Origin of the sequence: Micromonospora sp. WMMD1128 (genome assembly GCF_027497235.1) — a bacterium.
Taxonomy (GTDB): Bacteria; Actinomycetota; Actinomycetes; order Mycobacteriales; family Micromonosporaceae; genus Micromonospora.
The window spans coordinates 5,205,331-5,230,799 of the sequence record NZ_CP114902.1; the positions used below are offsets into that span (position 1 = coordinate 5,205,331).

Genomic DNA, 25,469 nt, shown 5'->3' on the forward strand with positions numbered 1-25,469 from the left:
GGCCTCACCTGGCGGTGCCGAAGCGGCGAGTGAAGTCGATCCGGGCGGTGCTGGCGATCGCCGGATCGACCCGGTAGCTGACGATCTCGTCATTGACACTCATGCCGCGGTAGGTGAAGTTCATCGAGCCGGTCATCAACCAGTCGTCGCCGCAGAGCGTCTTCTCGTGCACGTCTTCGGCGCGCATCGCCTGTGCCCGTCCCGGCGCCGTCTGCCTGAGCAACCGGTCGACGAAAACGTCGTTGAACGGGTCGGGTCGCGTCACCACCGACAGTCGTCCACCGCCGTGGGTGATCGCTGCCAGTACGTCAGAGAAGGTGTAAATGCGGCTGGACGGGTCGGCGAACACGCTGTCGTAGGCGCCACCACGGTTGTCAATGATATCGACGTCGCCGACCCACGGCGATACGAGCCACAGGTGGCGGCTGGGCGTCATCAACTCGGCCAACAGCACAGTCGCCAGGACTCCGTCGATCCGAACCCCGGTACGCCCGCTGGTTCGGACCACCCGCTCCTCGCTCATTGAGCGAACTCCCGGATCTCGACCACGCACCGCACCTTTCCGGCCTCCCGATCGACGGCGCGGACTTCGCCGTACACCCGCAGCGCCCCGTGGTCCACTGCGATGATGACTACCGTACGCATGGCGGCGGTGAAGTCCGTTATCCGTTCGACCGGCGCGATCAACTGCACCGCCCCGCAGGCCGTGATCTCATCGATGTACCGTTCGCGCCACCGTGGCTCGGTGACGTTCACTCGGCTCAGGCGCTCGTCGTGGGCTGCCTGCACGAGCAGGCGGTCGGTCAGTGCGGGCGGCGCGTACGGCTGGTAGTGGACCAGGCGCTGCGACCGTGCCTCAGCGCCGCGTGGCCACAGTAGGCTGTACACCTGGTCGGCTCCGAAGCGGCGCGGGTCCAGACCGGCAATCCTGATGCTGCCCGTTCCGACCAGGTACGCGAAGACGGCCGCCTCCATCTCGAACCCGAGGCGATCCTGGGTGCTGTCCCAGGCGTGCATCAACTCGAACACCAGTCGGTCAGTTCCCGCGTCGGTGCCATGTCGCAGCAGTCGGGTGGACAGGGCTGCCACCGCCTGCTGGCGCGGATGCCCGTCGATGGCCGCCCAGGCTTGGCGTAGCGTGACGAGTGCCTGCTCGGCCTCCGCGGCGGAGGCCGGGTCGCGCAGCGTGGACACTGCCTGCGCGGCCGTGGACTGGGAGTCGGCCACCACGTGCCGCAACAGGTGAGTCAGTGTGTCGTGCAGGTATTCGTAATCGCTGGGCGCCAGCGCGCTGTCGACGAGCGCCCAGAACCGGCGAGGATCCTCCTGGTAATAGGGAACCAGTTGGGTGATGACGCCGAGACCGCCGATGGCTGTCTCACTCAGCCAAATCGTTGTGGGGCTGTCGGGGTTGTCCGGCGGCAGGACATCAACGATAAGGTCACCGTCCTGGGCATCCGGGCATGCCCGCTGCGCGGCGGCCAGGATCCCCGCCGCGACCGTGTCTCGATAGGCGCGCTGGGCCAGGTCGGCGGTCAGCGTAACGACGTCGTCGCACCACAGCAGTCGGCTGTGCCGGTCCACGGCGGCGATGACCGCAGGCCGGCGCGCCAGGTCGCTCAGGTCGTTGACCAGGCGGCTGGGGGTGGTGCTGCCGTCACTGCGGTAGATGGCGTTGAGCACCTGATCAATGTGGGCCGCCCACCGGCCGCCGGCCAGCGCCCGATGCGCCTGCTGCGCGTCGGTATCGCTGTCGCTGGTGAGCCGCAGCGCGTAGGCGGTGGTGTAGACCAGGGCCAGCCAGCGGCGCTGGAAGGCGTTGGCGTCGTCGTCCAGTTCCGGGTCTACGGCCAGGGCGGCCTTGAACACGATGGACCGCCACTGGGGTGAGCGCAGGTGCGCAGCGACCGCCTCGTCGCGGGGATCCAAAGGCGCCACAGTGAATCGAATCGCGTCGACGTCCAGGCTGAAGCCCAGCGCGGCCGGCTCACCGCGGTGCTGGTACCGCACCGTGCTGGTCACCGTTGTTGTCCGTCCGTTGCCTGTGACCGTGGTACAGGCAGCAGCGGTGGTCATCCGGCGGATCTGAACCGGATTACCGGCGGCGCCGGTGGCGAATCCCACCGACAGCACCCGGTCCTGCCAACGCGAGGGCCGGGGGATGGCGCCCTCGTAGAGGTGATCGGGGACGAACTGAGACGCCCAAACCGGAACACCCTGTGACTGGTCGCCCACCTCCGGCGGCGGTTCCGCCAAGGTAATCAGATGCGGACGCAGCACCCGTACCGCGGGCTTGCCCGCCGGCTCCCACCAGCCTTCGTCGTCGTACTGCGCGGTGAACGAGGAGATTTCCAGAACTCCCGCAGCCTGCGGGTCGGGCAGTGGCAACCAGGTGCGGTCGTGGGCGCTGCGGTACCCGTAGCGGCGACTCACCCGGCCCGGCACCGCCTCGCGTAGCGCCCGCTCGATTGGCATTGACTCGTCGTCGGCGTTGAACGGCAGGCGGAAGTGCACCTCGGGCACGTTGAGCGGATCGAACAGGGTGCGGGTTACGAATTCCGGCAGCAGGGATCCGGGCCGCGCTCCTGGCTCGGGCGCGTACGCGCGCCAGCGCGACTCTAGGCGTCGCAGGATCGTCGGAACGACGCTGAGCAGCAGCGAGCGTGGCGGTTCCCACAGTAGCGCGGTCACCTCGTCGGCGGAGATGTCCAATGCCCGCCGCAGCCAGCCAGCCAGGTCGGCCTGAACGTTCGCGTCCTCCAGCAGTACCTGCAACTGCTTGAGGACCGCCTCCGTACCAGGGTGCGCGTCCGGCGACTTGCGATCCGGCGCCCGCAGCAGGCGCCGGGAGTCACACTGAGTGCGCCGGCCGACCCAGTCCAGCATCGCCTGGGTTGCCTGGATTTTGAGCACGAATCGGTTGCCTACCGGCAATCGCCTGGGGGGCAATTCTGGGGCGAACAGTTGGTCGTAAGCCTGATAGGTAAGCCGGTCGCGCCCGAAGTCCGACAGCGTCACCACTGTCCAGGGCCGGGTAAGGCGCCGCCGACCGGCCCGGCCGCGCCGCTGTAGAAACGACGCGGCGTCACGCGGTGCCTTGTGCTGTATGACAAGTCCGACACGGTCGTCGTCCACGCCGACCTCCAGCGACGCGGTGGCCACCACTAGGTCGGCGTCCTGGTCCACTCCGCTATCCTGCGAGGAGGTGCGGGTGACCCGTAGGCCGTGGGTCAACGCCTGCGGGTCGAGATGCCGGCCGATGCGGTGCACCAACTCCCAAGACTGGCCGTCGATGTACTGGTCGTGGGTGGCGCCATTGGCCGAGCGGAGCCCGGCCAACACTTGGGGCCTCCGGCGTGGCCCCGCCGTCCGGCCCCCCTCGGCGTCGGTGAGGTCGTTGAACAGGCGGTTGGTCACGTCCAGGTCGTCAGTGAACACAAACCCCCGCGACCCGTACAGCAGTTCGGCCCCGCGCACGTCTAGGGTGCGGGCATGCAACATAGCCGCCTGGATCGTGGTCGACAGCGGACTGACCCGGGATACCGGATCTACCCGTAGCGCCATCGCATACTCCCGGCCCTCCTCCTCAAAGTCCGACGGGCGGGGAGTGAGGTAGTCGACCTCGTGGCGGTCGATGCCGGTGAGCTCACTGAAAAAGTCGGCGGCGTCGCGCAGCGTCGCGCTCAGGCCCACCACGGTGGCCTGGCGGCCCAAGCCGCTGCGCCACCGTCTAAGCAGCAACGCGACCTGGGCACCGTGCATCACGCCGTAGGTATGCGCCTCGTCCAACAGGACCAGCTTGGGTACCTTCCGGCCGGTCCAGCCCAGCAATGGAGCCTGACGCGGGTCAGTGCTGCTGATATTGAGCATCTCGGTGGTGGTGAACAACAGGTCCGGCGGGTCGCGGTGCAGGCCGTCCCGGGTGAGGACCAGGTGTACGATCACCGATTGGACGCAACGCTGATCGGTGCAGCGTAGGTGCTCCCGTGGCGGCACGGCCGTTCGGTCGGCTGCGGCCCACACGAGGTCGCCTCGGCAGGTCGGGCACTTGAGGTAAGGGCAAACGGCATCGCCGCCGTGTCGACGCCAGGCCCCATCATGACCGTGGCCCAGCCGCCGATCGTCGGCCTGGTACACGGTGTCACCGTAGAGGACGCCGATGCGCAGCGGCCGGCTACCGTATGCCCGCTGCGACTCGTTCACGGCGGCGACGTTGGCTACCGCCTCGCGGAGTTGGTCGCGCAGCAGTTCGTTGCGCGGGTAAAGCGCCAGGGTATGCACTCCGCTGCCGCCGGCGTGGGCGTGGTCGGCGATCGCCATCAGCGCCGGCAGGTAAAAGGCCAACGTCTTGCCGCTACCGGTGCCCGCGCCGACGATCGCCGCACGACCGACCCCGGCGGCGAGGTGGCGGCGGATCGCGGTGCTGGCCTCTACCTGGAACCGGGCCAGCTCACGCCCGGCGAGAAGCGCCCGCACTACCGCACTCTGACGCTCGTCCAGACCGTCCTCATCCGATGATGACAGCGTCGCCAGCACCGACTCGGCCGGGATGTCCCGCTTCGGGTATCGACGCCGGGCCACGTGCAGACGGTAATCAGCGACCAATTTCGGTGATTGGTCCCACCAGCGGCCAGTGCGGTTGGCGGCCGGGAACATCTGACGCAGCGTGGCTGTGAGCCGCACGGTCTCGGCCAACCTGGTCCGGTAACTACGTGGGGAGGATCGAGGAACTTCGAGTAACAGGCCGAGTCGCTCCAACTCCTCCAGCACCTCGTCGGCGAGCAGGTCAGGGGCATCGGGACCAAGCAGGCGCTCCTCAATTACGGCCAGCACCTCGTCGCGGGCGACAACGCCACTGGTCACTCCCCAGCTGAGCAGCGGCAGTTCCAAATCTTCCAGGTCGTCGAGGACCCCGGACAGGAACCGCCGGCTGTCGATCATGTGGCCCTCCGCCGGACCTCGACGGTGCCGGCGAGCTGCCGGTCGTACAGCAACTGCAGGTCGGTCGGTGTCAGTTTGTCCAGCGTTGTCCCGACCTGCAGACGGCGTAGCAGCTCGAGCACCTCGGGATCGGGATCAGGGGCGTTGTCGAGTTGTGCGCGCAGTTCGCGGTGACTGATTACGAACTGCTGAATAGCTGCCGCCCGGGGGTCGCCGCGGCGCAGCTTCTCCAGGTCGTTCAGGGCGTCCTCGGCGGCGACGGCCTCCCCGCCGGGGAGCATCACCAGCCGGTCCCGGCGCAGCTCTGCCAGGCGCTGCTCGCACCAGGTCCGCCATGTCTCCCGCAACGCCTGCCGCACCTGATTTTCCACCCGCTCCACCGTGCGGGCCGCGCCGTCGAGAGCCACCTTGGAGGGCAGCCCGTCGCCGGCGCGCTGACGGAACCGGTCTAGGCCGTCGTCGACGCTAGTCAGCGGAATGTCCGCGCCGTAGGCGTTCAAGCGACGCGCCGCCTGCAGCGTGGTGCGCAGTCCGTCCAGCTTGTCGCGCAGTCTGCTGATCCGGCTGCTCACGGCGACCGCGGTAGCCTCCTCCTGCTGGCCCAGGCCGATCCGGCGAGCCTCGGAGGCCAGCATCAGGGCCTTGTCCCGCACCGACTGGTTACTCATGGGATTCCTCTCCGGGGTGCGGATTCGCCACGATCTGCTCCCATTCGGTGCGGACCTGGCGCACCTGCTCGGCTAGGTCCTCTCCCAGCCCGCCGGTGCGCATGTGGGCCGCCTGCAGGCCGGCGGTCAGCCAGTCGTCGCCGGAGCGCAGGAACTCCATCAAGGCTCCCAGGTCGGCGCCGCGGTCGCGGCTGGCCGCGGTGATGCACGCTCTCCGCCACTGGGCATCCTCGGCCGACTCGACCCGCTCCAGGTCGCGGCGCAATTGCTCGACGATCCGCCAGTCGCGGGTCCTCATCACGGTCAGTTGCGCCGGGAAGGTCTGCCGCATTTCGCCACCGGGGAGCAGCCCAACCTTCGTAGCCTCCTGGAACGCCTGATCGACAGCGTCGAGCGTCTCACCGACGCTCACGCCGATCGGCAGCCACTCGGCGAGCTGGCGACGGTGCTCCTGCAGCATGGCCAACTGGCTCTTCACCAGCGTCTCGAAATGGCGCAACGAGGAGGCAGCGTCCTTGTACCAGGGCGCCGCGGCCGTGCCAGGCTCCCAGGCCCAGTGTGCGGCAGCCTTTCGCACCAGCGACAACGCCCGGCCGCTGTCGAGGATGCGGACGGCACCGGAGGAGCCCTGCGCAACTCCCAGCAGTTGCCGCAACTCTGCCACCAACGCGCGGCGGTGGATCCGATGTTTCTCATAGGCGTCGACCCAGCGGGCAGTGCGCAGTGCGGCGTCGGCCAGACTCCACGAAGCGCCGTCATCGAAGGCCACGGCCATCAATTCGGCGTCGCTCATGCCGGGCCATGCCCGCCCGGCCAGCGACGCGCCGACCAGCGACGCCGTCAGACCCGCCGTCAGGTGCTCATCATCCGCAGACCGTACCCGCTGCACCGCCCGGATGAGGTCGCCCTGGTACCGGTCAGCGAGCCGGGCCAGTCGCGGCAGTGCGGCGGCGTTGCCAGGGTCCTCCGCCCCTTGGTCCAAGGTGAGCAGATGGCGAAAGAACATAGCGTTGCGCGCGTTGCGTGTGAAGCGGATCGGCGCGCCTGCGTTCTGGGCCTCAGCCTCAGCATCCTGAATGGACACGACACTGGATTTGGCCGGCCAGGCCGCGCGCTTCGCGTCGGCACTCGGCTCGGCCATCAGCGGTGTGCTCCAGTCACACCGGTTGACTACCGCGGTACTGATGATGCGCCGGACGGCTGCTGCGGTGTTTTGGAGCAGCGGGCGGCGGCCTGCCTCCCACTCGGCGACGTCCTCAACCATAGTCCGCAGCGAGCGCGACCACTTGTCCCGTAGGTCGGCAGGCGCCTGTTGCGACACCTGCAATGTGGTGCGGCCCGGCGTGGCGGTACTGGACGCGTCGGTTGCGCGTCTGCCCGGCGGCGGGGTGGTGGGGGCAGTCGACGCGGTGGAAAGGGTGCTGATCGCGAACGCCTCGTGGATGCCGGGCTCCAGGTTGCGCAGCTCCGGTGGCGCATCGCCCCAGAACTCCAGCAGCAGCGCCCGCCGTTCGTTGTCGACCGGATCGAGGTCGGCGATGTTCACCTTCACCTCCGGCGACAGCGCCAACTCATCGCGGGCCAGCGGAAACTGCTCGCGAAATCGGGAGCTGGGGAACTGCCCGTTGGCCAGTGACTCGGCGTCCTCCAGTACCGGCCGGATGACCCGTCCGATGATCCGGCGTGGGTTGAAGGTCTCGTCCTCGCCGGCGGTGCTCTTGATGGCCCGACGGAGGGCCGGCCAGTTGAACGGGAACAGGCCGTACCCGCTCTCCGACGCGCCGAAAGCCTCGTGGCAGGAGGTGCGGAACCTGCATTCACCGCCGCCCACACCCCTGCGGGGGTCGTTTTCGCATGCGTTAGGCACCGGGGCGTTGTCGGCCACGCCAGCGGCCTCCAAGTTCTCCGCGCCGAGCCGGGCGGCGTTGAGGTATCGGCCGATGAAGTCCATCGTGTAATCCGGACCGTCGCTGTCGGGATCGAACGCGGCGTCGAGGTCGTAGACGTACGGGGTGGCCGCCTCAACCCGCGTCACGACTGTCTCGGCGAGGTTGCGGTAGTAGCCGGTGGTCACCGCCATCAGCGTGCGAACCGGGGCCAACACCTGCCGGCCGTCTCGCACGCCGGCCTCGATCAGCGCCTCCAGCAGGTCACGCTGCAGCCCCTGGATGACCGCGAAGTCCTCGATCAGCAGGACGATCTCCTTGCCCTGCTTGTGGTACTCCTCGCGGATGGTCAGCATGGCGTCCTGCAGTCGCCCGCCGAGCTTGAACACCTGCTGTACCGCGGTGGAGAGATTCTCGGTGATCAGGGCGGCGGCGGCCATCTGCAGCCGCGGCCGATCCATCATCAGCGCGAGCAACGACCGCACGTTGCTGGCGGCCGCGTCGATGTCGGCGATGTGCGGCAGGTCCTCCGGGGTGAACTGCGTTGGTCGGTCCGACTCGCCTTCACCCCGATCGTGTAGCAGGCTGGCCGCCAGGCGGGGAATCAGCGCACCGTCCTGGGTCAGGTAACTACCGACGTGGACGTCGCGCAGCACCATGGCCAGCCTCGTGGGGCCGACCAATGCTCGGCGACTCTTGTCGGTACCGGGGTCGGCCGCGGCGACCGCCTCGGCAAGGGCGAACAGCAGGTGCCGCTGGAGAGCCTGCTCATCCATGCCGCTGGCCAAGTCGTCGACCTGCCGGCGCAGTTGGGTCAGCTTTTCGCTGACGATGTCCTCGCGGTCGAGCAGGATCCGGACCAGGGCGCGCAGGCTGGTGCTGGCCTTGGGAACGTGGATCACTACGAGGTTGTCGGCAGACCGCCGTCTCGTGCGTTCGTACACCCAGCGCACCAGGTGCGACTTGCCGGTGCCGGACTGGCCGATGACGGGCATAAGCAGCACGCCATTGCCCAGGGGGCGGTTTAGGAAGTCGTCAAGGACGTCCTCCTCGGTGACCGCTATGCCACCCACATCGGCTCGTAGTTGCGGGTCGCGTCGGCTGATCCGCAACGGCACGTGGGTGGCCAGGAACACCGAGGTGGACGGGCTGACTGCTTCGGTGCTCAGCGTGGCGATCGCCGTAGAGGCCTTCCAGCAGACTCGTTCCCGCAGGTCAGCCATTGTCGTCGGCTCCAATCTCGACGTCGGTGAACCGGCCGACTCCACCGGCGGCGCGAGGGTCGCTGAATTGGACGCCGCCGATGGCGTCCGAGGGCGCGCTCAATATCAACCAGCCTTCTTCGCGGCCCCGTTGCAGCGCGAACGACAGCACGGCCGCCACGTCGAGCGGGCCTGGCTTGAGGCCCAGCGCCCGGCTGAACCGCCCACCGGGCAGCACAGGCAGCACCTCGAGCAGCCCATCGACAAACTCGCGTGCGCGCAAGTGCGTGCCCGACCGCCACTGCTCCCGCACCGTGCGCCGCACCGCCCGGGTGCAATCGGGCACGAGCGCCCGTGCCCCGCCCGCCTGCAGCAGCGGCGCGTCGGCGAAGCCCAGCGCGGGCGCCCAGTAGGTGAAGCCGTTCCACCGCTCTTTGTTCCGCAGCGGATTACCGAGGTCATCGGCCAGTGCCTTGTGCTGTTCGACGCCGAAGGTGTTCACCGTTACCCGGGTCAGCTGGCTGTCCAGGGTCAGGAACCAGCACAGTGAGCGCAGCAGATCCTTGCCCTGGGTCTGCGACGGGTCGGTGGCCAGTGTCTCGGTGCTGACTCGGGTGAGAACGCGCTGGCGCAGCAGGTCGTAGAAGGCTTCGAGGTCCTCGCCGTCGACCGCCTGCGCCTCGGCGGATAGCGCGAGAACATCCTCGGCCCGCTCGACCAGGCCGAACTCCTCGGCGGTGCGTGTGGCTCGCTCGAAGGTCCGCTGCTTGTCACCCTCAGGGACCAGGCTCGGAGGGCTGAGAATAGCCTCGGCGTCGGCCAGCCGCTGCCGCTTCCGGGGCTGGCCTGCGAGGTGGCGGACCAGGGCCCACAGCGGTCGCGGCAGCGACGATTCGACGTTGATCAGCGCTACCACGCGGAGTCCCTTACCAGGATGTCGAGTGAGATGGATCTATTCATGTACCGCAACGGCGTATCCGGCCGGTGCGGATCGGGCAGATCAGCCGGATGGACCAGGTAGGTCGGGTCGGGTCCGGTCAAGCGTTCGGCCAATGCCGCCGACAGCGGCGCCCGCGCGTCGTCCAGCAACCAGACCAGCGGGCCGTCGTAGGCGCCGAGCATGCTGTGGTCGCCGTCCACGATGATTGGGTGCGGCGCGGCCCGGCGCTGCGCCCGGCGTACCACCGCCGCGGCCAAGGCGGGTCCACCAACGACGACGTAGCCACGGCGAGCGAGCGCCTCGATCAGATCCGGTACCAGGTCGAGGAAGTGGGATCGCTGGGACCAGGCGATGCTCAGCAACGGGCTGCCGCCCCGGTACCCAGCCAGTGGATCGGGCGGGTGAGGCCAGCGGGCGCTGTCGGGCCATGGCTCGGAGCCGCGGCGGCGCAGGCCGCTCGAGTCGGCAGCCCGGGCGGTACGGCGGCAATAGGGGCAACTGCGGCAGAAGCGCGCAGTCGGCAGCACCCCGCCGTCCCAGGGCACCCGGTAGTGCTCGGCCAGTACGTCTGCGACGCAGCGGTCCCCTTTCAATAGAGCGGACAGTTGGCGCAGCGCGGCTCGCTGTTGCTCCTTTACCTGGTGCCGCTGGGCGCTGAACGTCTCCTCGAAGTAGGCGCGATCGTTGAGCCGGCCATCCAGTTCGGTGACCACCCGCAGCACCGGGTGGCTACCTGCCGGCGAAAAGTCGTCATTCTGGCCCCACCGCTGGGCAGGCGCTTCCTGGCGGATCAGGTGGGCCCGCTCCATCAGGTTGAGAAGTTTGACGTTCCACTGCATGTTTCGGGCGGACTCGTCGTGCAGGTGAGGGGGCAGCTGGATCAGATCGATCTCCAACCTGCTGTCCGGCAGCCACCGGGCTTTGTCTCGCATGGCTTGCCACCGCAGCCAGCCGCGGTCGTCACCTATGAGGATCATCCGATTAACCCGCTCGGCCAGGTTCAGATCGCCGGGAGCCGTCGCCAGGTACGCGACGCAGGGGCGGCCGTCTCGGCCTCCGCGCCCCACCTCCTGGTAGTAGCGGTCGATGGTCTCGGGTAGGCACGCGTGAACGACCGCGCGGACATTGGGCATGTCCACGCCCAGACCGAACGCCGAGGTGCCGACGACGACGTCGAACCGGGTCTCGGCCGGCGTGCCGGTGGCGTCCTCGCCGCGCCATCCCGCAAGCACCGCGCGTCGCTCCGCCTCGGTGGACTCACCAGTCAGCCGAGTGATCCGGCCGAAGCCGGCCCGGTCCAGTCGGTCGCACCAGAGTTCGGCGTCCTCCCGGGTGGTGGTGTAGAGGATCAGCGGTCGGGGCAAGGCGCCGACCGCCTCTAGCACCGCCGCATCACGCACGTTCCGATCGCCGAACTCGTCGACAAAATAGATCGGCTCCGGTCGGGTATGCGATGCCCAGACCACCTCCACGGGTCCCGGGCCGCCGAAGGTACTGGTCAGCGTCTGAACCTGTGTGGCGGTGAGTGTGGCGCTCATCGCGACGGTTACCACCTGCCGGCCAGACGGAGCGTGGTCCAGCCAGGAGCGACGTTTGGCGGAAATCGCCTGGAACTCTGGCCGGAAGTCGTTGCCCCACTGCTCGACGATGTGCGCCTCGTCGATGACCAGATGTGTCAGGTGCCCGGCTGCCGCAGCGGCGTCCAGCGCGCTATTCAGGCCGGTCATCAGCGCCTCGGGAGCGGCGATCACGACCCGCTGTTGGCCTGAGCGGATGTCCCGGCGAATCGCCTCCTTCGTCGCCTGGTCCTGGCCGCCAGTATAGGCGTACGTGCGCGCTGCCCCCGCAGCGTCACCGCACTCATGCAGGTGCTGGCGGAGGCGCCGCTCCATGTCCAGGGCGAGGACCACGGTCGGCACCACCATCACCGCCACGCCACCGTGTCGCGTCGCCAGTAACACGCTGGCCCACGCCACCTCGGTCTTACCCTGTCCCGTCGGCAGACAGGCGATGACGGTGGCGCCGGGCGGCGCCGTAGCTACAGTACGGGCGGCCTGTCGCTGCCCCTGAGAGGTGTAATGCGTAAACCGTGGCCCCAGCGCCTCAGTCCAGAAGGGGTCCGCCGGCACAGTCAGTGCACGGCCAGCAGCGCCGGCGTAAACCTGGCGCAGGTCAGTCATGCCGGTCTCATCACTGGGAGGAGCCCATGGCTCAGCGCTGATTCTCAGCCCGTCCCGGACGGCCATTGTCGCGCAGAGCGCCGACTCCCATTGTCGGGCATGCGGCAGCGCAGGATCCAGGGGTACCACCAGCGACAACTGGGCTCCGGTGCGGGCGTGGTGTTCCAGCAGCACCTGACGGGTCAGGGCGGTGACGTCCCGCCACCGGACGGCGCCGCGGGCGACCCCGGTCAACGCATCGCGTAGTCGCAGACACGTGCCAGCAGCGGGAATGTCGGCGTGGCCGCCTGGCCACGCCCGCCAAATCGACTGCGCGGTGGCCCAATCATCGAGGGGCACGGCCGGCTCCCCACAGGTCGCCGCCAGCGACACAAATCGCGGCCATAACCCGCAGCTTCGGCGTGTGCAAGCCATCGATGAGAAGGTCGCTCAGCACGACGTCGGTGAGGTAGCTTTCGGTGTCTGACAGCAGCCGGCCGGCGGCCTGCCGGGCCAGCGCCTGCGCCCGTTGGACAGCCAGTGTCCTCTTGCCTTCCTCGTAGGCTGCGGCAGTCCGGTCACGTACGCGGTCGCCCTGGGCGACTAGATGCCGGGCGGTGGCCTCGGCACGGCGAGCGGCGGTGGCGAAGCGGTCAGCACCGCCGAAACTGTCCAACAGCGGAATGATTCGATCAGAGTTGAGGTTGACGTCTCGCTGGTGCGGATACGGGGCGTTCAACCAGCGCAGCAGGGCCTCGTCGGTGACCTGCACACCCGCGGCGTCCAACCAGATGCGGTCCATGAAAGGCGGCAGCAGCAGGTCGGCCTGACGCCGGATGGCATGTCGGGCTTCCGCACCCGCCGCCGGGTGGCACAGCGCGGCGTCCAAGTCAGCTTCCGCCATGACGTCGAAACCAAAGTGAACTGATTCCTGCGACCGTCCCGGGCGCCAGAGCGCGGAGGCCTGTCCCCGATCGTCGATACCCACGACGGCGGCGAGCAGTTCGATGAGGGGGTTGCCGATGCGGAACAGTCGCACTCCGGGCTGGCGCATGCTGACGTTGCGGTTGAACGCCCCGGTCATGCTGTCGGCCGGCAAACGACTGCCTTCATGGGCCAGGATCAGCGGTGAGATGAGTGGTGGATTCCGGTGGTCGACTCCGATCGTGACTACCGGCCCGCTTTCTGGCTCGGCCGTCAGCCGCAGGCCGCCGCTGGCGCCGTGGACCAATGCGCGCAGGGCGCGTTCGTGCTGCGGCCAGCTTTGTTCCATCCGGTCGATCCGCTTAGCCAGGCGCACCCCCAGCGTGGCGTGATGGACGGACTCCAGCGCGTCCATCGCCTCAATTTCCCGGCGCTCGCGCACGAGCGCAGAAGTGATCTTATCGGCGAGTGCCGTCATTGCTGTCGGTCCCTCGCGCAGGGCCATCTCCCAGGCTTGGACCTGCAACTCGTCCAACATGTCTTGCAGGGCCGACAACGAACCGTCGAATGCGCCGAATGCCCGTGTCAGCAACTCACGCCAGGCCGCGACGAACGATTCGTCCGCGTTGCCGCCCGCCTCGCAGTACTGGGCGGCGGGCTCGCCGTTTGCGCCGAAGCAACCGGCGAACCGGTCCACCCGGCCCAGTCGCTGCTCCAGCCGATTAGGCGACCAAGGGAGCCGCAAGTGAACGACGACATCGGCGTCCTGCAGGTTGAGCCCGTCCTCGCCGCTGCCGTCAACAAGCAGGAGTGCCCCGCCAGCGCGCCAACGGTCCAGGTCACCGGCAACCTCGGCGGCAGTACGGGTGCGGCTATGCCGCAGTACCGTCCACCTGGTACGTCTAGCCAACACCGCCCCGAGGTTGTCGGCTAACTGGCCCGCGCCGCAGAATACAACCGGCCGTTGTCGGCCTTTGACTGCCTGGGCCAGGCCGTTGAGGCGCGGCGCGGCGCTGGCTGCGGCGTCGGCCAACTCGGTCAGGGTCTGACGTTCGAACGGTAGCGGCCGCGCTTGCCGCAACAATGCCCGCTCGGTCGCCGACAGGCCGGCTCGGTCGGCGGCGGCCGCCTCGCCGTCGAGCCGCCACCGAAGCGCGTCAGCAAGGTCGTCGGACAGTTCGTCGGCCCGGCTAGCGAGCACCGCCAACACCTGGCCATACTCGCGTGCGCGTTGGTCCTCATCATGGTCCAGCAGCCACTGGGCCACCCGCTGCTGCCAGCCCAGCAGTGCCTGATAGACGAGGTCCGCCCGCTGGCCGCCCAATGTCAGGCCGTCAGGGCGGCGACGACCGCTGACCTCAAACGGCAAGAGATCGTCGTCGGTCTTGCGCAGCACCTGCGTCCGACGGTGCCGAATCATCCGCCGGTGAAGCCGGTAGGTCTCGCTGATGTGTGCGCGCAGCACCTCCAGGGCGCCGGCCAGCCGCGGCCGGTCGGCCTCGTCGCGCAACTCGTCGTCCTCCGTGAGGAACTGGCGGACGCCTCCGGCGAGGCGAGCGAAGGTGGCATCGTCGGGGATCAGGTCCGCGATCTCCAACAGCACATCCGGCAACAGGATCTCGAGATCCGCGTTGAGCCCGTGGACGGCGTTAGCAAGTCGCCGCCGATCGGCGAAGCGCTGTCGGAACTGTTCGAGATCCGCCCACCGGTACAAGTGGGGGTCAAGCAGGTGCAGCAGGCTCAGATGCAACTCCGGGCGAGCGGTCGCTGGCGTCGCCGACAGCAGGATCAACCGGGGAACCGCATGGGCCAGGGTCGCCAGTTGCGGATACGGCTCGTCATCTGGGTTGCCGGCCCGGGTGAGGTTGTGCACTTCGTCGATGACGACCAAGTCGAATCGGTGATACTCGTTCCAACGATCCGGTGTTTCATGCTGGCCGATCCGGATCTCCGCCTGAGGGAAGTCCTCGGTGAAGAATTTGGTGCGCAGTTCGCTACTCCACTGCCGACGCAGGATGTCGGGGGCGAGAACAGCGATTCGGGCGGTCGGATGATCGATGAGGTGCTGCCGGATGACCAGCCCGGCCTCGATGGTCTTGCCGAGGCCCACCTCGTCAGCCAGCAAGTAGCGCTGCACGGGATCGGTGAGCACGGTAAGCGCCGCGTCGATCTGGTGCGGGTAGATTTCGATGGCGGAAGATACCAGCGCTGAGAAGTTCGCGGAGGCCGCGCGCTGGCTGACGAGGCTGTGCAGCATGGGTAGACGCGCTCGACGATAGTACGGGGATTCGTTCGCCCCTACGGCCAGCACTTCGATTGGAGAGCGGACGGGGCGGTGCCAGCGCACCCGTAAGTCGGCACCCGACACCCGAACGTCGAACTCGCTGTTGGGAAGTCGGATGGCGTAGTCGTCCGGCCCACCGGCAACCACTCGGCCGGCGCGCCACATGCCGGTCCCGACGTCCCGCCAGAACACCCGCGTCTCAGCAGGCAGGATGACCGGTCGACATTCACCGGCGGGTAGCGACCAGGTGGCGACTACGGGCTCGGCAATCGATTCGAATGCCTCAACCTCCACGGCGGCGCCAACTTGTGCTCTGACCCTGGCAATCCCAGGGATGCGCGGATGTTGCACAAACTGCCCAGGTGTCATGATCGGGTAGCGTGCCGACGGTATATGAGCGGAGGCATGTAAGGGCCTCTCAGTGTCACCAAGCATTAAGGACCTTCTGGACCGGCACGTGCGAGTTTGAGCGCAAACGGGGAAATCAAGACCGAGATCTGAGGTACCGCTGTCGTCATGGAGGGCGCCTCGGAAGATCGAGGCAGCAGCGCCGCGAGCGTGAGCTGACCCCGACGTGCCGAGGCGGCTAGTAGGCCCGACCCCCCACTTGCCGACACCCAGCGGCCCGTCGAACTTGCCTCGGTAGCTCCCGGAGCGCAAGTCTGCGAGGAAAGCGCTAACGACGAGTTCCACTTCGACTGCCGGTGACACTTCCAGCCCAGCGAACATCGACCTCACCTCCCCACAAGGCGTTCCTGGACCCTACCGGCGGGAGTCCTCCCAGCGGGACCCCCAGGCAGTCAGCCGATTGGCCTGCCTGAGCTGGCCTTCCTGCGTTGTCAATAACCTCCGCAGTTGATATCGCTACGCGACAAGTATCGCCGGACAGTCTGCCCGATCGGCAGGTCACTGCCCCTCGCTGTGCCCGGCGGTCCACGAGGGCATGCGGTGCGGGAGGCCACCGGGCCATGAAACTCGTTCCATCGGTAGATGTGATCTTGTCCAACATCCGACATGTGCTACTACTAGGCCGTGTTTGGTAAGGGTCATAGCCACTGGTTGATGGCGGCGATGGTGACGGTGGCCTCGTAGCGGACGGCGAGTTTGTCGTATCGGGTGGCCATGGCGCGGTGTTGTTTGAGAGGGTGGTTCGGTAGCTTTCGTCCATTGTGGGTTCGGCCCGGCATGTGAAGGTGAGCCGTGGTCGTAACCGGTGACGTGGTGGCCGCGTTGGGCTGATCATGGGTGAGCGTGCGGCGTATCCGAGTGACCTGACCGATGAGCAGTGGGCGGTGGTCGGGCCGTTCCTGCAGGCGTGGAAGGACCGGCACCCGTCGGTGTCGGGGCATCAGGGCCGTTACGAGTTGCGGGAGATCGTGAACGCGATCTTCTACCAGAACCGGACCGGGTGCCAGTGGGCGTACCTGCCGCACGACCTGCCGCCGAAGTCGGCCACCTACTACTACTTCGCCCTGTGGCGTGATGACGGCACCGACCAGGTGATTCACGATCTGCTGCGCTGCCAGGCACGGGAGAAGGCCGGCCGCCGGGAGGATCCGACCGCGGTGGTGCTGGACACTCAGTCGATTCGGGCGGCCAACCACGTCCCGGCCGCCACGACCGGCAAGGACGCCGCGAAGAAGGTGCCGGGCCGTAAGCGGGGCCTCGCGGTCGACGCCCTCGGGTTGATCATCGCGGTGGTGGTCACCGCCGCGTCGGTCACCGACAACGCGATCGGCGTGAAGCTGCTGGACAACGTCCTCGCGCACACGCCGACGGTGACCAAGGCATGGGTCGACGCCGGGTTCAAAGACGACGTGCAGATCCACGGCGCGGTCCGAGGTGTCGACGTGGAGCAGGTCCTGCGGTCCGACACGACCGCCGGGTTCGTGCCGATCAAGCGGCGGTGGGTGGTCGAGCAGACCAACGGCACGCTGATGCTGCACCGCCGCCTGGTCCGCGAGTACGAAAGCCGACCCGCCTCCGCGGTGTCCCACACCTGGTGGGCCTCGACAGCGAACCTCATCCGCCGGCTGACCGGCACCGCCACCACGTCCTGGCGCGACCCAGGCCACCAGCGGTGACCCAGCCGTCGCTGCTGACCCTGCTCACTGAACGCGAAACCGCCGCCGGCCTCGCCGTCGAACGGCTCCGCGCCCAGATCGCCTCCCTCGACGAGCAGCTCACCGCCGCCGAGACCGAGGTGGCCGAACTCGCCATCACCCGCAAGACGCTGCTGAGCCTGGGCGGCCCACTCGACGCGGTCGCACCTGCTGACCCGACCATCGCCAGCCCCGCCTACCAGCAGATCCTCGCCGTGTTCCACGCCGGGACCGCACCGATGCGCGCCAAGGACATCTGCAAAGCGCTGGGCGCCGGGACCACCGCGAAGGACACCGAGAATCTCCGCGCCAAGCTCAAACGCCTCGTCGCCCGCCAGATCCTCACCGAACCCGACGCCGGACTGTTCACCCTGGCTCCACCGACGACGTCCGCGTAACCCCACCAACCAGGGCCGCTAACGAACCACCAAGTCCGCATCGGACATAGCCTCCCGAACCACCCTCTGAGCAGGTTGATGCCGCATTCCACGGCGTGCCGCTGTCGGTAGGCCATCGGGTCGAAGGCGGGTGGCCGTCCGCCTTTGGAGCCTTTGGCCTTACGGTGGGCGTCCTGATCGGCCTTGCTCGGGATGCACGCCCTGATCCCGCGGGCGCGCAGGTGCCCGCGGTTGCCTTTGCTGGTGTACGCCTTGTCGGCCAGCACCAGGTCGGGACGGGTGCGGGGACGGCCACCACCGAGCCGCTTCACGCGGATCTTGCGCAGGACCGGGATGAACTGCGGGCTGTCCCCGCGCTGCCCGCCGGTGATCACCATTGCCAGGGGTTTGCGGCCCTGCTCGCAGGCCAGGTGGGTCTTGCTGGTCAGCCCGCCCCGGGATCGGCCGAGTCCGTGATCGGCGGGCTCGGTCTGCAGGCCACCGGGCGGCTCTTTCTGCAGGTGGCCGTCGCGGCGGGCGCCAGCGGCGTGCTGGTGGGCCCGGCTGACGGTCGAGTCGACGCTCAACGCCCAGTCGATTCTGCTCGCGGCGTCGGCGTGCGCCTGCAGCCCGGCCAGAATCATCGCCCAGGTGCCGTCGCGCTGCCAGCGGCGGAACCAGTCGTAGAGGGTCTGCCAGGGCGGGTACGCCTCGGGCACGTCCCGCCACGGCGTTCCGGTACGCACCCGCCACCGGATCCCGTCGATGATCTGTCGCTTGCTCCACTTGGGCGGTCGTCCCTTGCCCGACCTGGCAGGCAGGGCAGGCTCCAGCGCCGCCCACTGCGCGTCGGTCAGATTGTGCCGCCTCGTCGCCGCTACGCTGGGCACGAGGTCTCCGGTCGGTCTTCGGTTTGCTTGGTCGCTAACCGATCTACCGGAGACCTCAACCCTTATCGATCACGCCACGCCGAAGCCCGGGACAATCCCCTTACCAAACACGGCCTAGATCCCGGCTACATCGGGCAAAAGGCCCGCCGAGCCGCGCTCGTGACGGCGCCACGGCCTGCACAAGCCGCGCTCGGGAGTGTCCGGAGCGGACTTGCCCGCGTGGAATTCCCCAGCAGGCTGCTCTGAAGCACCAGCCACGTCAGCGGAATCAGAGGGCCTGCCAGTCGAAGCGGGGAACGCAATACCTCTTTCATACCCCCGGGGCTCATGTCCGCCATGGCCGTTCGAGCGTTATGAAGTGCTCACCCAGCGAGCCGCGCCGCCTGGGGCGGGTCGGTTCAGCAGGTGACCGAGGCCGGTCATGGTGGACTGGAAGTCGACCCGGTCGGCGGCGTGGAACCGGCGGAAGAAACAGTTCGGCACACGGGCCTGAGTGCAGCGGGTGCGAAAGAGCAGGTCCTGCACCTGCCGGGCCACCCCGAGCAGGTCGGCTGCGGCCGACGCGTCACGGACGGCGGAGGTGATCCGTTCGTTGACGACGGCGCTGGCCCGGTCACGTTCGACGGCGACGTCGCGCTGCCCCCGGTAGATCTCGACGCCAAGCAGCAGCGCGCCGAGCGACGGCACGAACCAGGCGAGCAGCAGGTGTGCCACGGTCAGGTCGGCCAGCACCCCGTAGACGACGCCGGTTGCCGCCCAGGCCGCCACGACGGCGAGCACGGTGTGGGCGTAGCGGCGGCGCAGCCGGGCACCCCAGCCGAGGCTCTGCTGCTGGCAGGCGAGCACGTCGTAGGGCGCGGGCAGGTCGGGGATCTCGTAGTAGTCACGTAGGTAGCGCTCGGTGCCCCGGAACGCGCGGTCGAGCCGGCTGATCTCGGGGGCGGTGACCCGTTCCCCGGCTGCCACCTCGTTCCACGGCAGGCCGAAGAGATCAACGTCGAACATCTCCTGGATGGTGGCGGCCCGTCGGAGCTGTCCACGTGACCAGGAGGCGAGCCCGAGCGCGTTGGTCACGGCCCACAGCGCGCCGAGCGCGGTGACGACTGTGGTCGACACGCCGGTGAAGGCGACTGTCGCGCCGGCGCCGGCGATTCCGGCGGAGGCCGACGTGCGCAGCCCGTCGAGGCGTTGGGCGCGGGAGTAACAGACCGACATGGCCCGGAGCATCGACATCATGCCCGGCTCGGTCTGACGTCGCCTGAGCAGGGAATCAGTCCGGTCCGTCACGTCACTCTCCCGACCCAGGTCACCCCTCGGCAGTCGTTACCCTACCGATGATAGTCATTTGTGCCAATGAACCAGTTAGCAGCCGCTTCGCGGGACTTAGTGTAGTTTGAGCCGACACTCAACCCTCATCTCAGAAGGCTCAACGACCACGATGGACGAAGGTCTCGACGTCGCGCCGACATCATTGCCGCAGGACCCGCGCGTGCGGGCGGCGCTACGGGAACTGGCGGCGGACGAAGGCGGCGTCGCCGCTGTGCTGCCGCACGCGGCGCCCCTGCGCGGCTACACCGACGCCTACCTGTTTCCGATCAGCCTGGCGAGGCCGACCGGCCAGGGACGCACCGGAGATCACAAGAAAATGGTCAAGGTGCACCCGGCGGACGCGGATGGTCCGCCGGAGTCGGACCGGCACGCCCTGGCGAAGCGGGAAGGCGGCGGCTTCGCCGAACGGCACATGGTCGGGCGGCACGTCGGATGGCATCCGGTCGGCGACGGTCGTCACCTCTCCTTCCAGGACGTCGCCAACGGCGGTGACCGGGCGACCCCGATGGACCGGATCGAGGACGACGATGTCCTCGTCGAGGCCCTCGGCAAGGTGGTCAGCGCCCTGCACCTGGACTGGAACCGTCCCGCGGGAGACCACGGACCGTCCACCGACGTCACCACCGTGCGGGCGTACGTCCGTCGGGAGTTGACGGCGGCGAAGGCGCTGGGGGCGGTCCGGTCGGCCGTGGACCGGCTCGGGTTCGGCGACCTGGACCGGGACTGGCTGGAGATCGACGGCGAGATGCTGCCGAATCCGTTGCGGCTGGCCGAGCCGGGCGGGCTCTTCGGCGACCTGTCCATCCGCTACCTCCGGGGTTTCGCCCACGGCGACCTGCATGGTGGCAACGTGCTGATCCCGGAGTCCGTCGACGGTGGGCTCCACCCGGGCCGGTTCGTCCTCGTCGACCTGGAGTCGTACGAGAGCCGCGCCTCGCTGACCCGCGACCCGGTCGTCCTGCTCCTGTCGCTGCTTCTTCCCGCGGTGGCGCCCCGGCGCGACCCGGACGGACAGTGGCCGTCCGGTCTGCCACGTAAGCAGGCGGACGCTCTCCTGCGATATCTGGTCCGGCCGGATCAGCGCACGCCGAGCCAACTGCCGGGGGCACTGGCCGATCTCGTACGGCTCACCTACGAGGCCGGGACGGCGTACGCCGAGCGGAGCTGCTGGCGAGCGGAGTGGCGCACGCAGTACCGGCTGTCGCTGGCCGTCCACGCACTCGTCGCCATCACGTACGACAACCTGGGGCCGGCGGGCCCGTCGTGGTGCCTGCGGCTGGCCGCGTCCGCGTTGGACGCCCACCGCGCGGAGCATCACCCGACGCTGACGCCGCCGGCCGCAAATGTCGACGCGCCCCGGCCGCCGGCCGCAGGTGTCGGCGCGCCCCGGCCGCCGGACGTGGCCTGGCCGCGGGTCGACGGGCCGGACTATCACCTGCCTCCGGGCCCGGGACACACGCCGGGTACGCGGGCACGGCACCGGGCCAGGATCGGTGGCAGGCGTCGGATCATGGTCTACGTCGCGCTGGTCGTGCTCGGCGGTTGCCTCGTGCCGTACGTGGCGGCGGAGGGCTCGTCGGACCGGAACGTCACCCCGCCGGCGCTCCCGTCCGTTCGGACCGAGACACCGCCGACGAGCCGTGGCGACGAGCGTGTCCCGCCGTCGTTCGCGCCGGTGAGCCCGGGCCGGTTCGCCTTCACCTGCCTGCGGGTGTGGTCCCCGGACGACCTGAGGCCCCATTCGGACGGGCTGGACCGGTTTCGGGAGGAGCGGCTCTGGTGGACCCGGGAGAGGACCGGCCGGCGTACCGTCCAGGTCGTCGACCACGGCCGTCGGTCACGGCCGAAGGTCTCCACGCTCGGCCGCGGCGAGCTGACCGGAGCGCCACCGGCGCCGTCGGAGCACCTGGCCAGGCTGCGTGCGCAGGTCGCCGAACTGTTGGAGCGGAAGCCGCCGGAGCTGCGCAACGCGGCCGGCACGCTGGAACTGGTCGCCGAGATGCACCAGTTCTGGCCCCTGTCCCGGGCGCAGCGGGAGGCGCTGCGGTGGCTGCTCGCCGAGACCGAGGGCATCATCGACGGTGGCAGCTACCCCGACCGGGCCGGCCGGGACGGGCACGCGCTCAGCGCCGACAACGGCGAGGGCCAGCGGGAGACGCTCCAGTTCGACGAGCGGACCGGCCGGTTGCTCAGCCACGAGAAGATCGACGCCGGCGACGAGACGCTCGCCTACTACCTGTTCGTGGACAGCCGGTGGACCGACACCATCGTCGACAGTCCGTGCGCCGACCCGAAGCCGGCTAACAGGGACGGTTGACGTAGTTGGCCCAGTCCCGGTCGGGCCCGGCGTCGGCGAGCACCCGGCTGCGGGCACTGACCGTGAACAACGCGGTCTGGTTGTAGAAGAACGTGACCGATCCGCTGGGAAGGTTGTAGTGCGCGGACGCCACCCGGAACTGCCACTGCCAGGTGGCGAGGTTCTGCCGGCCGCAGTCGGAGAGCTTGCCCCGGGGATAGCCGAAGTCCGGCCGGTCGTAGAAGCAGTACCAGCCCAGCGGGCAGTCGGCCGTCGCGTAGGTGCCCGCGGGTGCGCGCAGCGTGACCAGGAGCGCGCCGTCGCCGTAGCTGATCTCGTTGGCGCCGACCGGCACGCCGCCCGGGTGGGCCGCGAGGTAGTCGGTCATCTCGCGGTTCGCGGCGGCGACCCCCGGCGCGGGAAAGCCACCGAGGGGAGCGATCAGGACACCGCCGAGGACGGCGGCCAACACCATTCGGTACGCGGAAAGAAAAGCCATTCCACAACCCCCGCAGGAAATAGATGAATCCCTCTATCGAGCCAGAATAGGGAGGCGTCTTCCCTGATCACCAGCCCCGGGGTGGGTGCACCCTGTCGCCATGCCGATATGTGTCCCGCGCCCGCACAATCGGTGGAACTTCCAATCAGGACGCTTTCCTGGTGCAGTTGCGGAATGCATTTTCGTCGCTGCGGTCCGGCCCTCAGCGGCACCCGAGCGTGGGCAGGTGCAAACGGTCGGCGGGCACGCCGGCGATCGGCAACCAGCGCCGGGCGGCGGCGAGCATGGCCGGCGGCCCGCACACGTACACGTGCTGTTCGGGACGGTGGTGGTAGGCGGCCAGGTCGAGCGCGGTGCCCCGCTCCCCCGGCTCGGCCTCCGGGTCGGCGGAGAACGCCGGCACGATGGTCAGCCAGTCGTGGGCCTGTTGCAGCATGTCCAGCGCGATCGCGTCGTACAGGTCGGCGAACGTGCGCGAGCCGACGATCAGCGTGACCCGTCGGCGGTGCGCGGTGGCGGCGACCTGTTCCACCAGGGCGCGCAGCGGCGCCAACCCGGTGCCGCCGGCCACCAGCAGCACATCGTCGGCGCCGTCGACCAACTCCAGGCCGGAGTCGGTGGGCGGCCCGAGGTGGAGCAGCTCGCCGGGGCGTACCTCATGGACCAGACCGCCGGACACGGACCCGACGGCCAGCGCGCGGACGTGGAACTCGACGGTGCCGTTCGCACGCGGCGCGTTGGCCGGCGACAGCCACCGCCACCGCCCCGGCCGGCGCGGCGTGCACACCGGCACCGCCTGCCCGGCCCGGAACGGCAGGCGCCGCCACGGCCGTACCGTCAGCGCCGCGACGCCGTCGACGTCGCGGTCGTGGCCGATCACCTCGGCCGCCCACCAGGCCGGGCCGTCACCCACCCGCGCGGCGGTCCGCTCGACCAGCCGCCAGGCCCGCCGCCAGCGCACGCCGGGCGAGGCCAGCAACGCGGCGCCGATGGCCGCCGCGTGCCAGGACCGCAACCCAAAGCTGTGGTACGCGGACCCGAGCGCCCGCAGCAACGCCGAGCGCCCGGCGTGGTCGTCGCCGCCGTCGAGCAGCCGGAGCAGGGAGGCGTGCAGCAGCGGGACGTCCCGTTCCGGCAGCAGCCCCGGACAGCGCTCCTCCACCGCCGCCCGGAACCGGTCGGCCGACGGGTCGGTCTCCTGTGGCATCTCGGTGGTCGGGGTGCGTTCGTCGGCGGGTACGGCGGACATCGGTGGGCGCCTCCGGGTCGGGTGTCGTGGAGTGGCGCCGGGGCGGGCGGGGTCGGCGGGCCGCCACTGTCGGGGGACGCGGCACCACCGGAGCCCAGCACCCGCCCCGGGCCATGCGCCGACTGTCGACCTTGGTGGCCGGCGGTCGTATGTCCTCGTGATCGTCGACGGCATGCACGCTCGGTATGCGTACGCTTACGCTCGCGCTCGGCCTGTCTCGGTATGCGTGACATGCATAGCGGCACACCACGGAACGGTTTGAATGGTTAGGCTCGATTTCGGACACAGCCACCCGCGTGGAGCGAGGTTGCCGGTGACACACGCGAACTGTCCCCGCTGCGGCGGACGCCTGGCCCGCGACAACGACAGCGGCCGGTGCGCGCCCTGCCAGGCCGCCGAACGCGACCGACTCAGCGTGCCACCGGTGGTGCCGGAGTCGTTCTGGGAGCACGAGCCGGTGCGGATGGCGCTGGTCGGACGGCACCTGGGGCGAGTGATCCGGGCGTACCGGAATCACCCGTACCACGGACGGAGCCCGCTGCCGCAGAGCGTGGTGGCGGGGTGGTTGGGGATCACGCAGGCGCAGTTGAGCCGGATCGAGAACGGGCCGGCGCTTGTGCATCTCGACCGGCTAGCGCACTGGGCGACGCTGCTGGGAATCCCGCCCACCCGGCTCTGGTTCGCTACCGGCACGCACTCTCCGGCAGACACCATCGTCACTGCGAACTCCGCGGGGCCAGATGAGGGAAGGCGTGCGCTGTTGGCCGGCATCGCCGCTGTGGCGACGGGCGCCGGACTGGTCGGGGTAGTCGGAGATGTCAAGCCTCGCAGCATCGGCAGCGCGGATGTAGCGCGGCTGAACGCCGTACTGGACCTGTACCGATCGGTGGACCGCGAGAGCGGCGGCGGCTTGCTCTGTCGAGAGATCGCCCGGTTCGCCGAGTCGGTGTACCGCATGCTCGACTGGTCACATCCGGCAGGGCTGACGCCCCACCTGGTCGCGGCAGTCGCGGCGGCTCGCCACTTGGCCGGTTGGACCGCGCTCGACGCGGGCCGACACTCGGACGCCCAGCGGCACTTCGTCGCTGCAGAGCGGGCGGCAATCACCGTTGATGACGCCGCTGGCCGCGCTGATCCGCTACTCCCAGGCCAAGCAGTTGCAGCATCTTCGACATAATCGGGATGCCCTGGCGACTCTCCAACTGGCTCACGCCCAGCTTGGTCAGCGCGCCACGCCCGCCATGAGTGCGTTGCTCTGCGGAGCGGAAGCTGCGTCGGCTGCCGCGCTCGGGAACCATCAGGGCGCGTTGAAGATCCTCGGCCGGGCCAGCGACCATTTCGAGCGCATCGATGCCGAGCGGGAACCACCACAGATGGCGTATTACGATCGGGGTGAGCTTCTCGCCCAGTACGGTCGCGTGTACCGGGACATCGCTCGGCACGCTGGCACGCACGCTGACCAGGCTGTGCGGAGCGTGGAAGGCGCTATCGCCGCCCTCGGGCCGGCGAACGTCCGCAGCATCGTCCTCAACGAGGTCGGGCTGTGCAGCGCTCTTTTCCTCGCCGGTGAGCCTGAGCGGGCCGTCGACGTCGGTGCACGTGTAATCGAGCGGTCGGGCGTGCTGACGTCCCGCCGGGTGATCGACCGAGTCGTCAATCTGCGTCGTGACCTCAAACGGCACCGCCGGCTTCCTGCGGTCGCGGAGTTCGAGCATGCGCTCAA

15 protein-coding genes and 1 pseudogene are annotated in these 25,469 nt (G+C 69.0%); 4 read left to right on the forward strand and 12 right to left on the reverse strand.

Annotated elements, in window-relative coordinates:
- Positions 1–4 precede the first annotated feature (4 nt).
- From dpdK to dpdE, 7 genes are read right to left on the reverse strand one after another with little or no spacing between them, the layout of a single operon-like run.
- Positions 5–523, reverse strand: a complete 519-nt coding sequence (dpdK, locus tag O7602_RS23245) for a phospholipase D-like domain-containing protein DpdK (RefSeq protein ID WP_281584737.1) — start codon at positions 521–523, stop codon at positions 5–7.
- Positions 520–4,941 carry a protein DpdJ gene (gene dpdJ / locus O7602_RS23250; RefSeq protein WP_281584738.1) on the reverse strand — a complete coding sequence of 1,474 codons (4,422 nt, stop codon included), beginning with the start codon at positions 4,939–4,941 and terminating at the stop codon, positions 520–522. Before dpdJ ends, dpdK begins: the two co-directional genes overlap by 4 nt.
- On the reverse strand, positions 4,938–5,609 hold the full coding sequence (locus tag O7602_RS23255) for a hypothetical protein (RefSeq protein ID WP_281584739.1): 672 nt from the start codon (positions 5,607–5,609) through the stop codon (positions 4,938–4,940). The genes dpdJ and O7602_RS23255 overlap by 4 nt, the downstream gene beginning before the upstream one ends.
- Positions 5,602–8,718, reverse strand: a complete 3,117-nt coding sequence (dpdH, locus tag O7602_RS23260) for a protein DpdH (protein ID WP_281584740.1) — start codon at positions 8,716–8,718, stop codon at positions 5,602–5,604. Before dpdH ends, O7602_RS23255 begins: the two co-directional genes overlap by 8 nt.
- Positions 8,711–9,613 carry a protein DpdG gene (dpdG, locus tag O7602_RS23265; protein WP_281584741.1) on the reverse strand — a complete coding sequence of 301 codons (903 nt, stop codon included), beginning with the start codon at positions 9,611–9,613 and terminating at the stop codon, positions 8,711–8,713. The genes dpdH and dpdG overlap by 8 nt, the downstream gene beginning before the upstream one ends.
- Positions 9,607–12,231 (reverse strand): protein DpdF, encoded by a 2,625-nt coding sequence (dpdF, locus tag O7602_RS23270; RefSeq protein WP_281584742.1) that lies wholly within the window; start codon positions 12,229–12,231, stop codon positions 9,607–9,609. The genes dpdG and dpdF overlap by 7 nt, the downstream gene beginning before the upstream one ends.
- Complete coding sequence (gene dpdE, locus O7602_RS23275) at positions 12,143–15,733, reverse strand: protein DpdE (RefSeq protein ID WP_348651296.1); 3,591 nt, start codon at positions 15,731–15,733, stop codon at positions 12,143–12,145. Before dpdE ends, dpdF begins: the two co-directional genes overlap by 89 nt.
- 512 nt (positions 15,734–16,245) lie before the next feature.
- Here dpdE and O7602_RS23285 point away from each other — a divergent pair.
- Positions 16,246–17,088, forward strand: coding sequence for an IS5 family transposase (locus tag O7602_RS23285; protein WP_281583622.1), 843 nt, complete (start codon positions 16,246–16,248; stop codon positions 17,086–17,088).
- A complete protein-coding gene (locus tag O7602_RS23290; RefSeq protein WP_281583623.1) occupies positions 17,085–17,504 on the forward strand; it encodes a hypothetical protein in 420 nt (139 codons plus the stop codon). Before O7602_RS23285 ends, O7602_RS23290 begins: the two co-directional genes overlap by 4 nt.
- Positions 17,505–17,569: 65 nt before the next feature.
- Here O7602_RS23290 and O7602_RS23295 read toward each other — a convergent pair.
- Positions 17,570–18,373: pseudogene (locus tag O7602_RS23295) on the reverse strand (IS5 family transposase); the annotation flags it as partial.
- Between the two features lie 351 nt (positions 18,374–18,724).
- Positions 18,725–19,660: an S-4TM family putative pore-forming effector gene (locus O7602_RS23300; RefSeq protein WP_281584744.1), complete on the reverse strand. Its 936-nt coding sequence runs from the start codon at positions 19,658–19,660 to the stop codon at positions 18,725–18,727.
- 151 nt (positions 19,661–19,811) lie between these two features.
- Between O7602_RS23300 and O7602_RS23305 the strand changes: the two genes are divergently transcribed.
- The gene (locus O7602_RS23305) at positions 19,812–22,019 is read left to right on the forward strand and encodes a hypothetical protein (protein ID WP_281584745.1); all 2,208 of its coding nucleotides are present in this window, start codon (positions 19,812–19,814) and stop codon (positions 22,017–22,019) included.
- Here O7602_RS23305 and O7602_RS23310 read toward each other — a convergent pair.
- Positions 22,003–22,497, reverse strand: a complete 495-nt coding sequence (locus O7602_RS23310) for a hypothetical protein (protein ID WP_281584746.1) — start codon at positions 22,495–22,497, stop codon at positions 22,003–22,005. The two genes, O7602_RS23305 and O7602_RS23310, sit on opposite strands and share 17 nt — an antisense overlap.
- 202 nt (positions 22,498–22,699) lie before the next feature.
- A complete protein-coding gene (locus O7602_RS23315) occupies positions 22,700–23,746 on the reverse strand; it encodes an FAD-binding oxidoreductase (RefSeq protein WP_281584747.1) in 1,047 nt (348 codons plus the stop codon).
- A gap of 424 nt (positions 23,747–24,170) precedes the next feature.
- Between O7602_RS23315 and O7602_RS23320 the strand changes: the two genes are divergently transcribed.
- On the forward strand, positions 24,171–24,923 hold the full coding sequence (locus O7602_RS23320) for a helix-turn-helix transcriptional regulator (RefSeq protein ID WP_281584748.1): 753 nt from the start codon (positions 24,171–24,173) through the stop codon (positions 24,921–24,923).
- On the opposite strand, the gene O7602_RS23325 is transcribed toward O7602_RS23320, so the two are convergent.
- On the reverse strand, positions 24,850–25,461 hold the full coding sequence (locus O7602_RS23325) for a hypothetical protein (protein ID WP_281584749.1): 612 nt from the start codon (positions 25,459–25,461) through the stop codon (positions 24,850–24,852). The genes O7602_RS23320 and O7602_RS23325 overlap by 74 nt on opposite strands.
- Between the last annotated feature and the right edge of the window lie 8 nt (positions 25,462–25,469).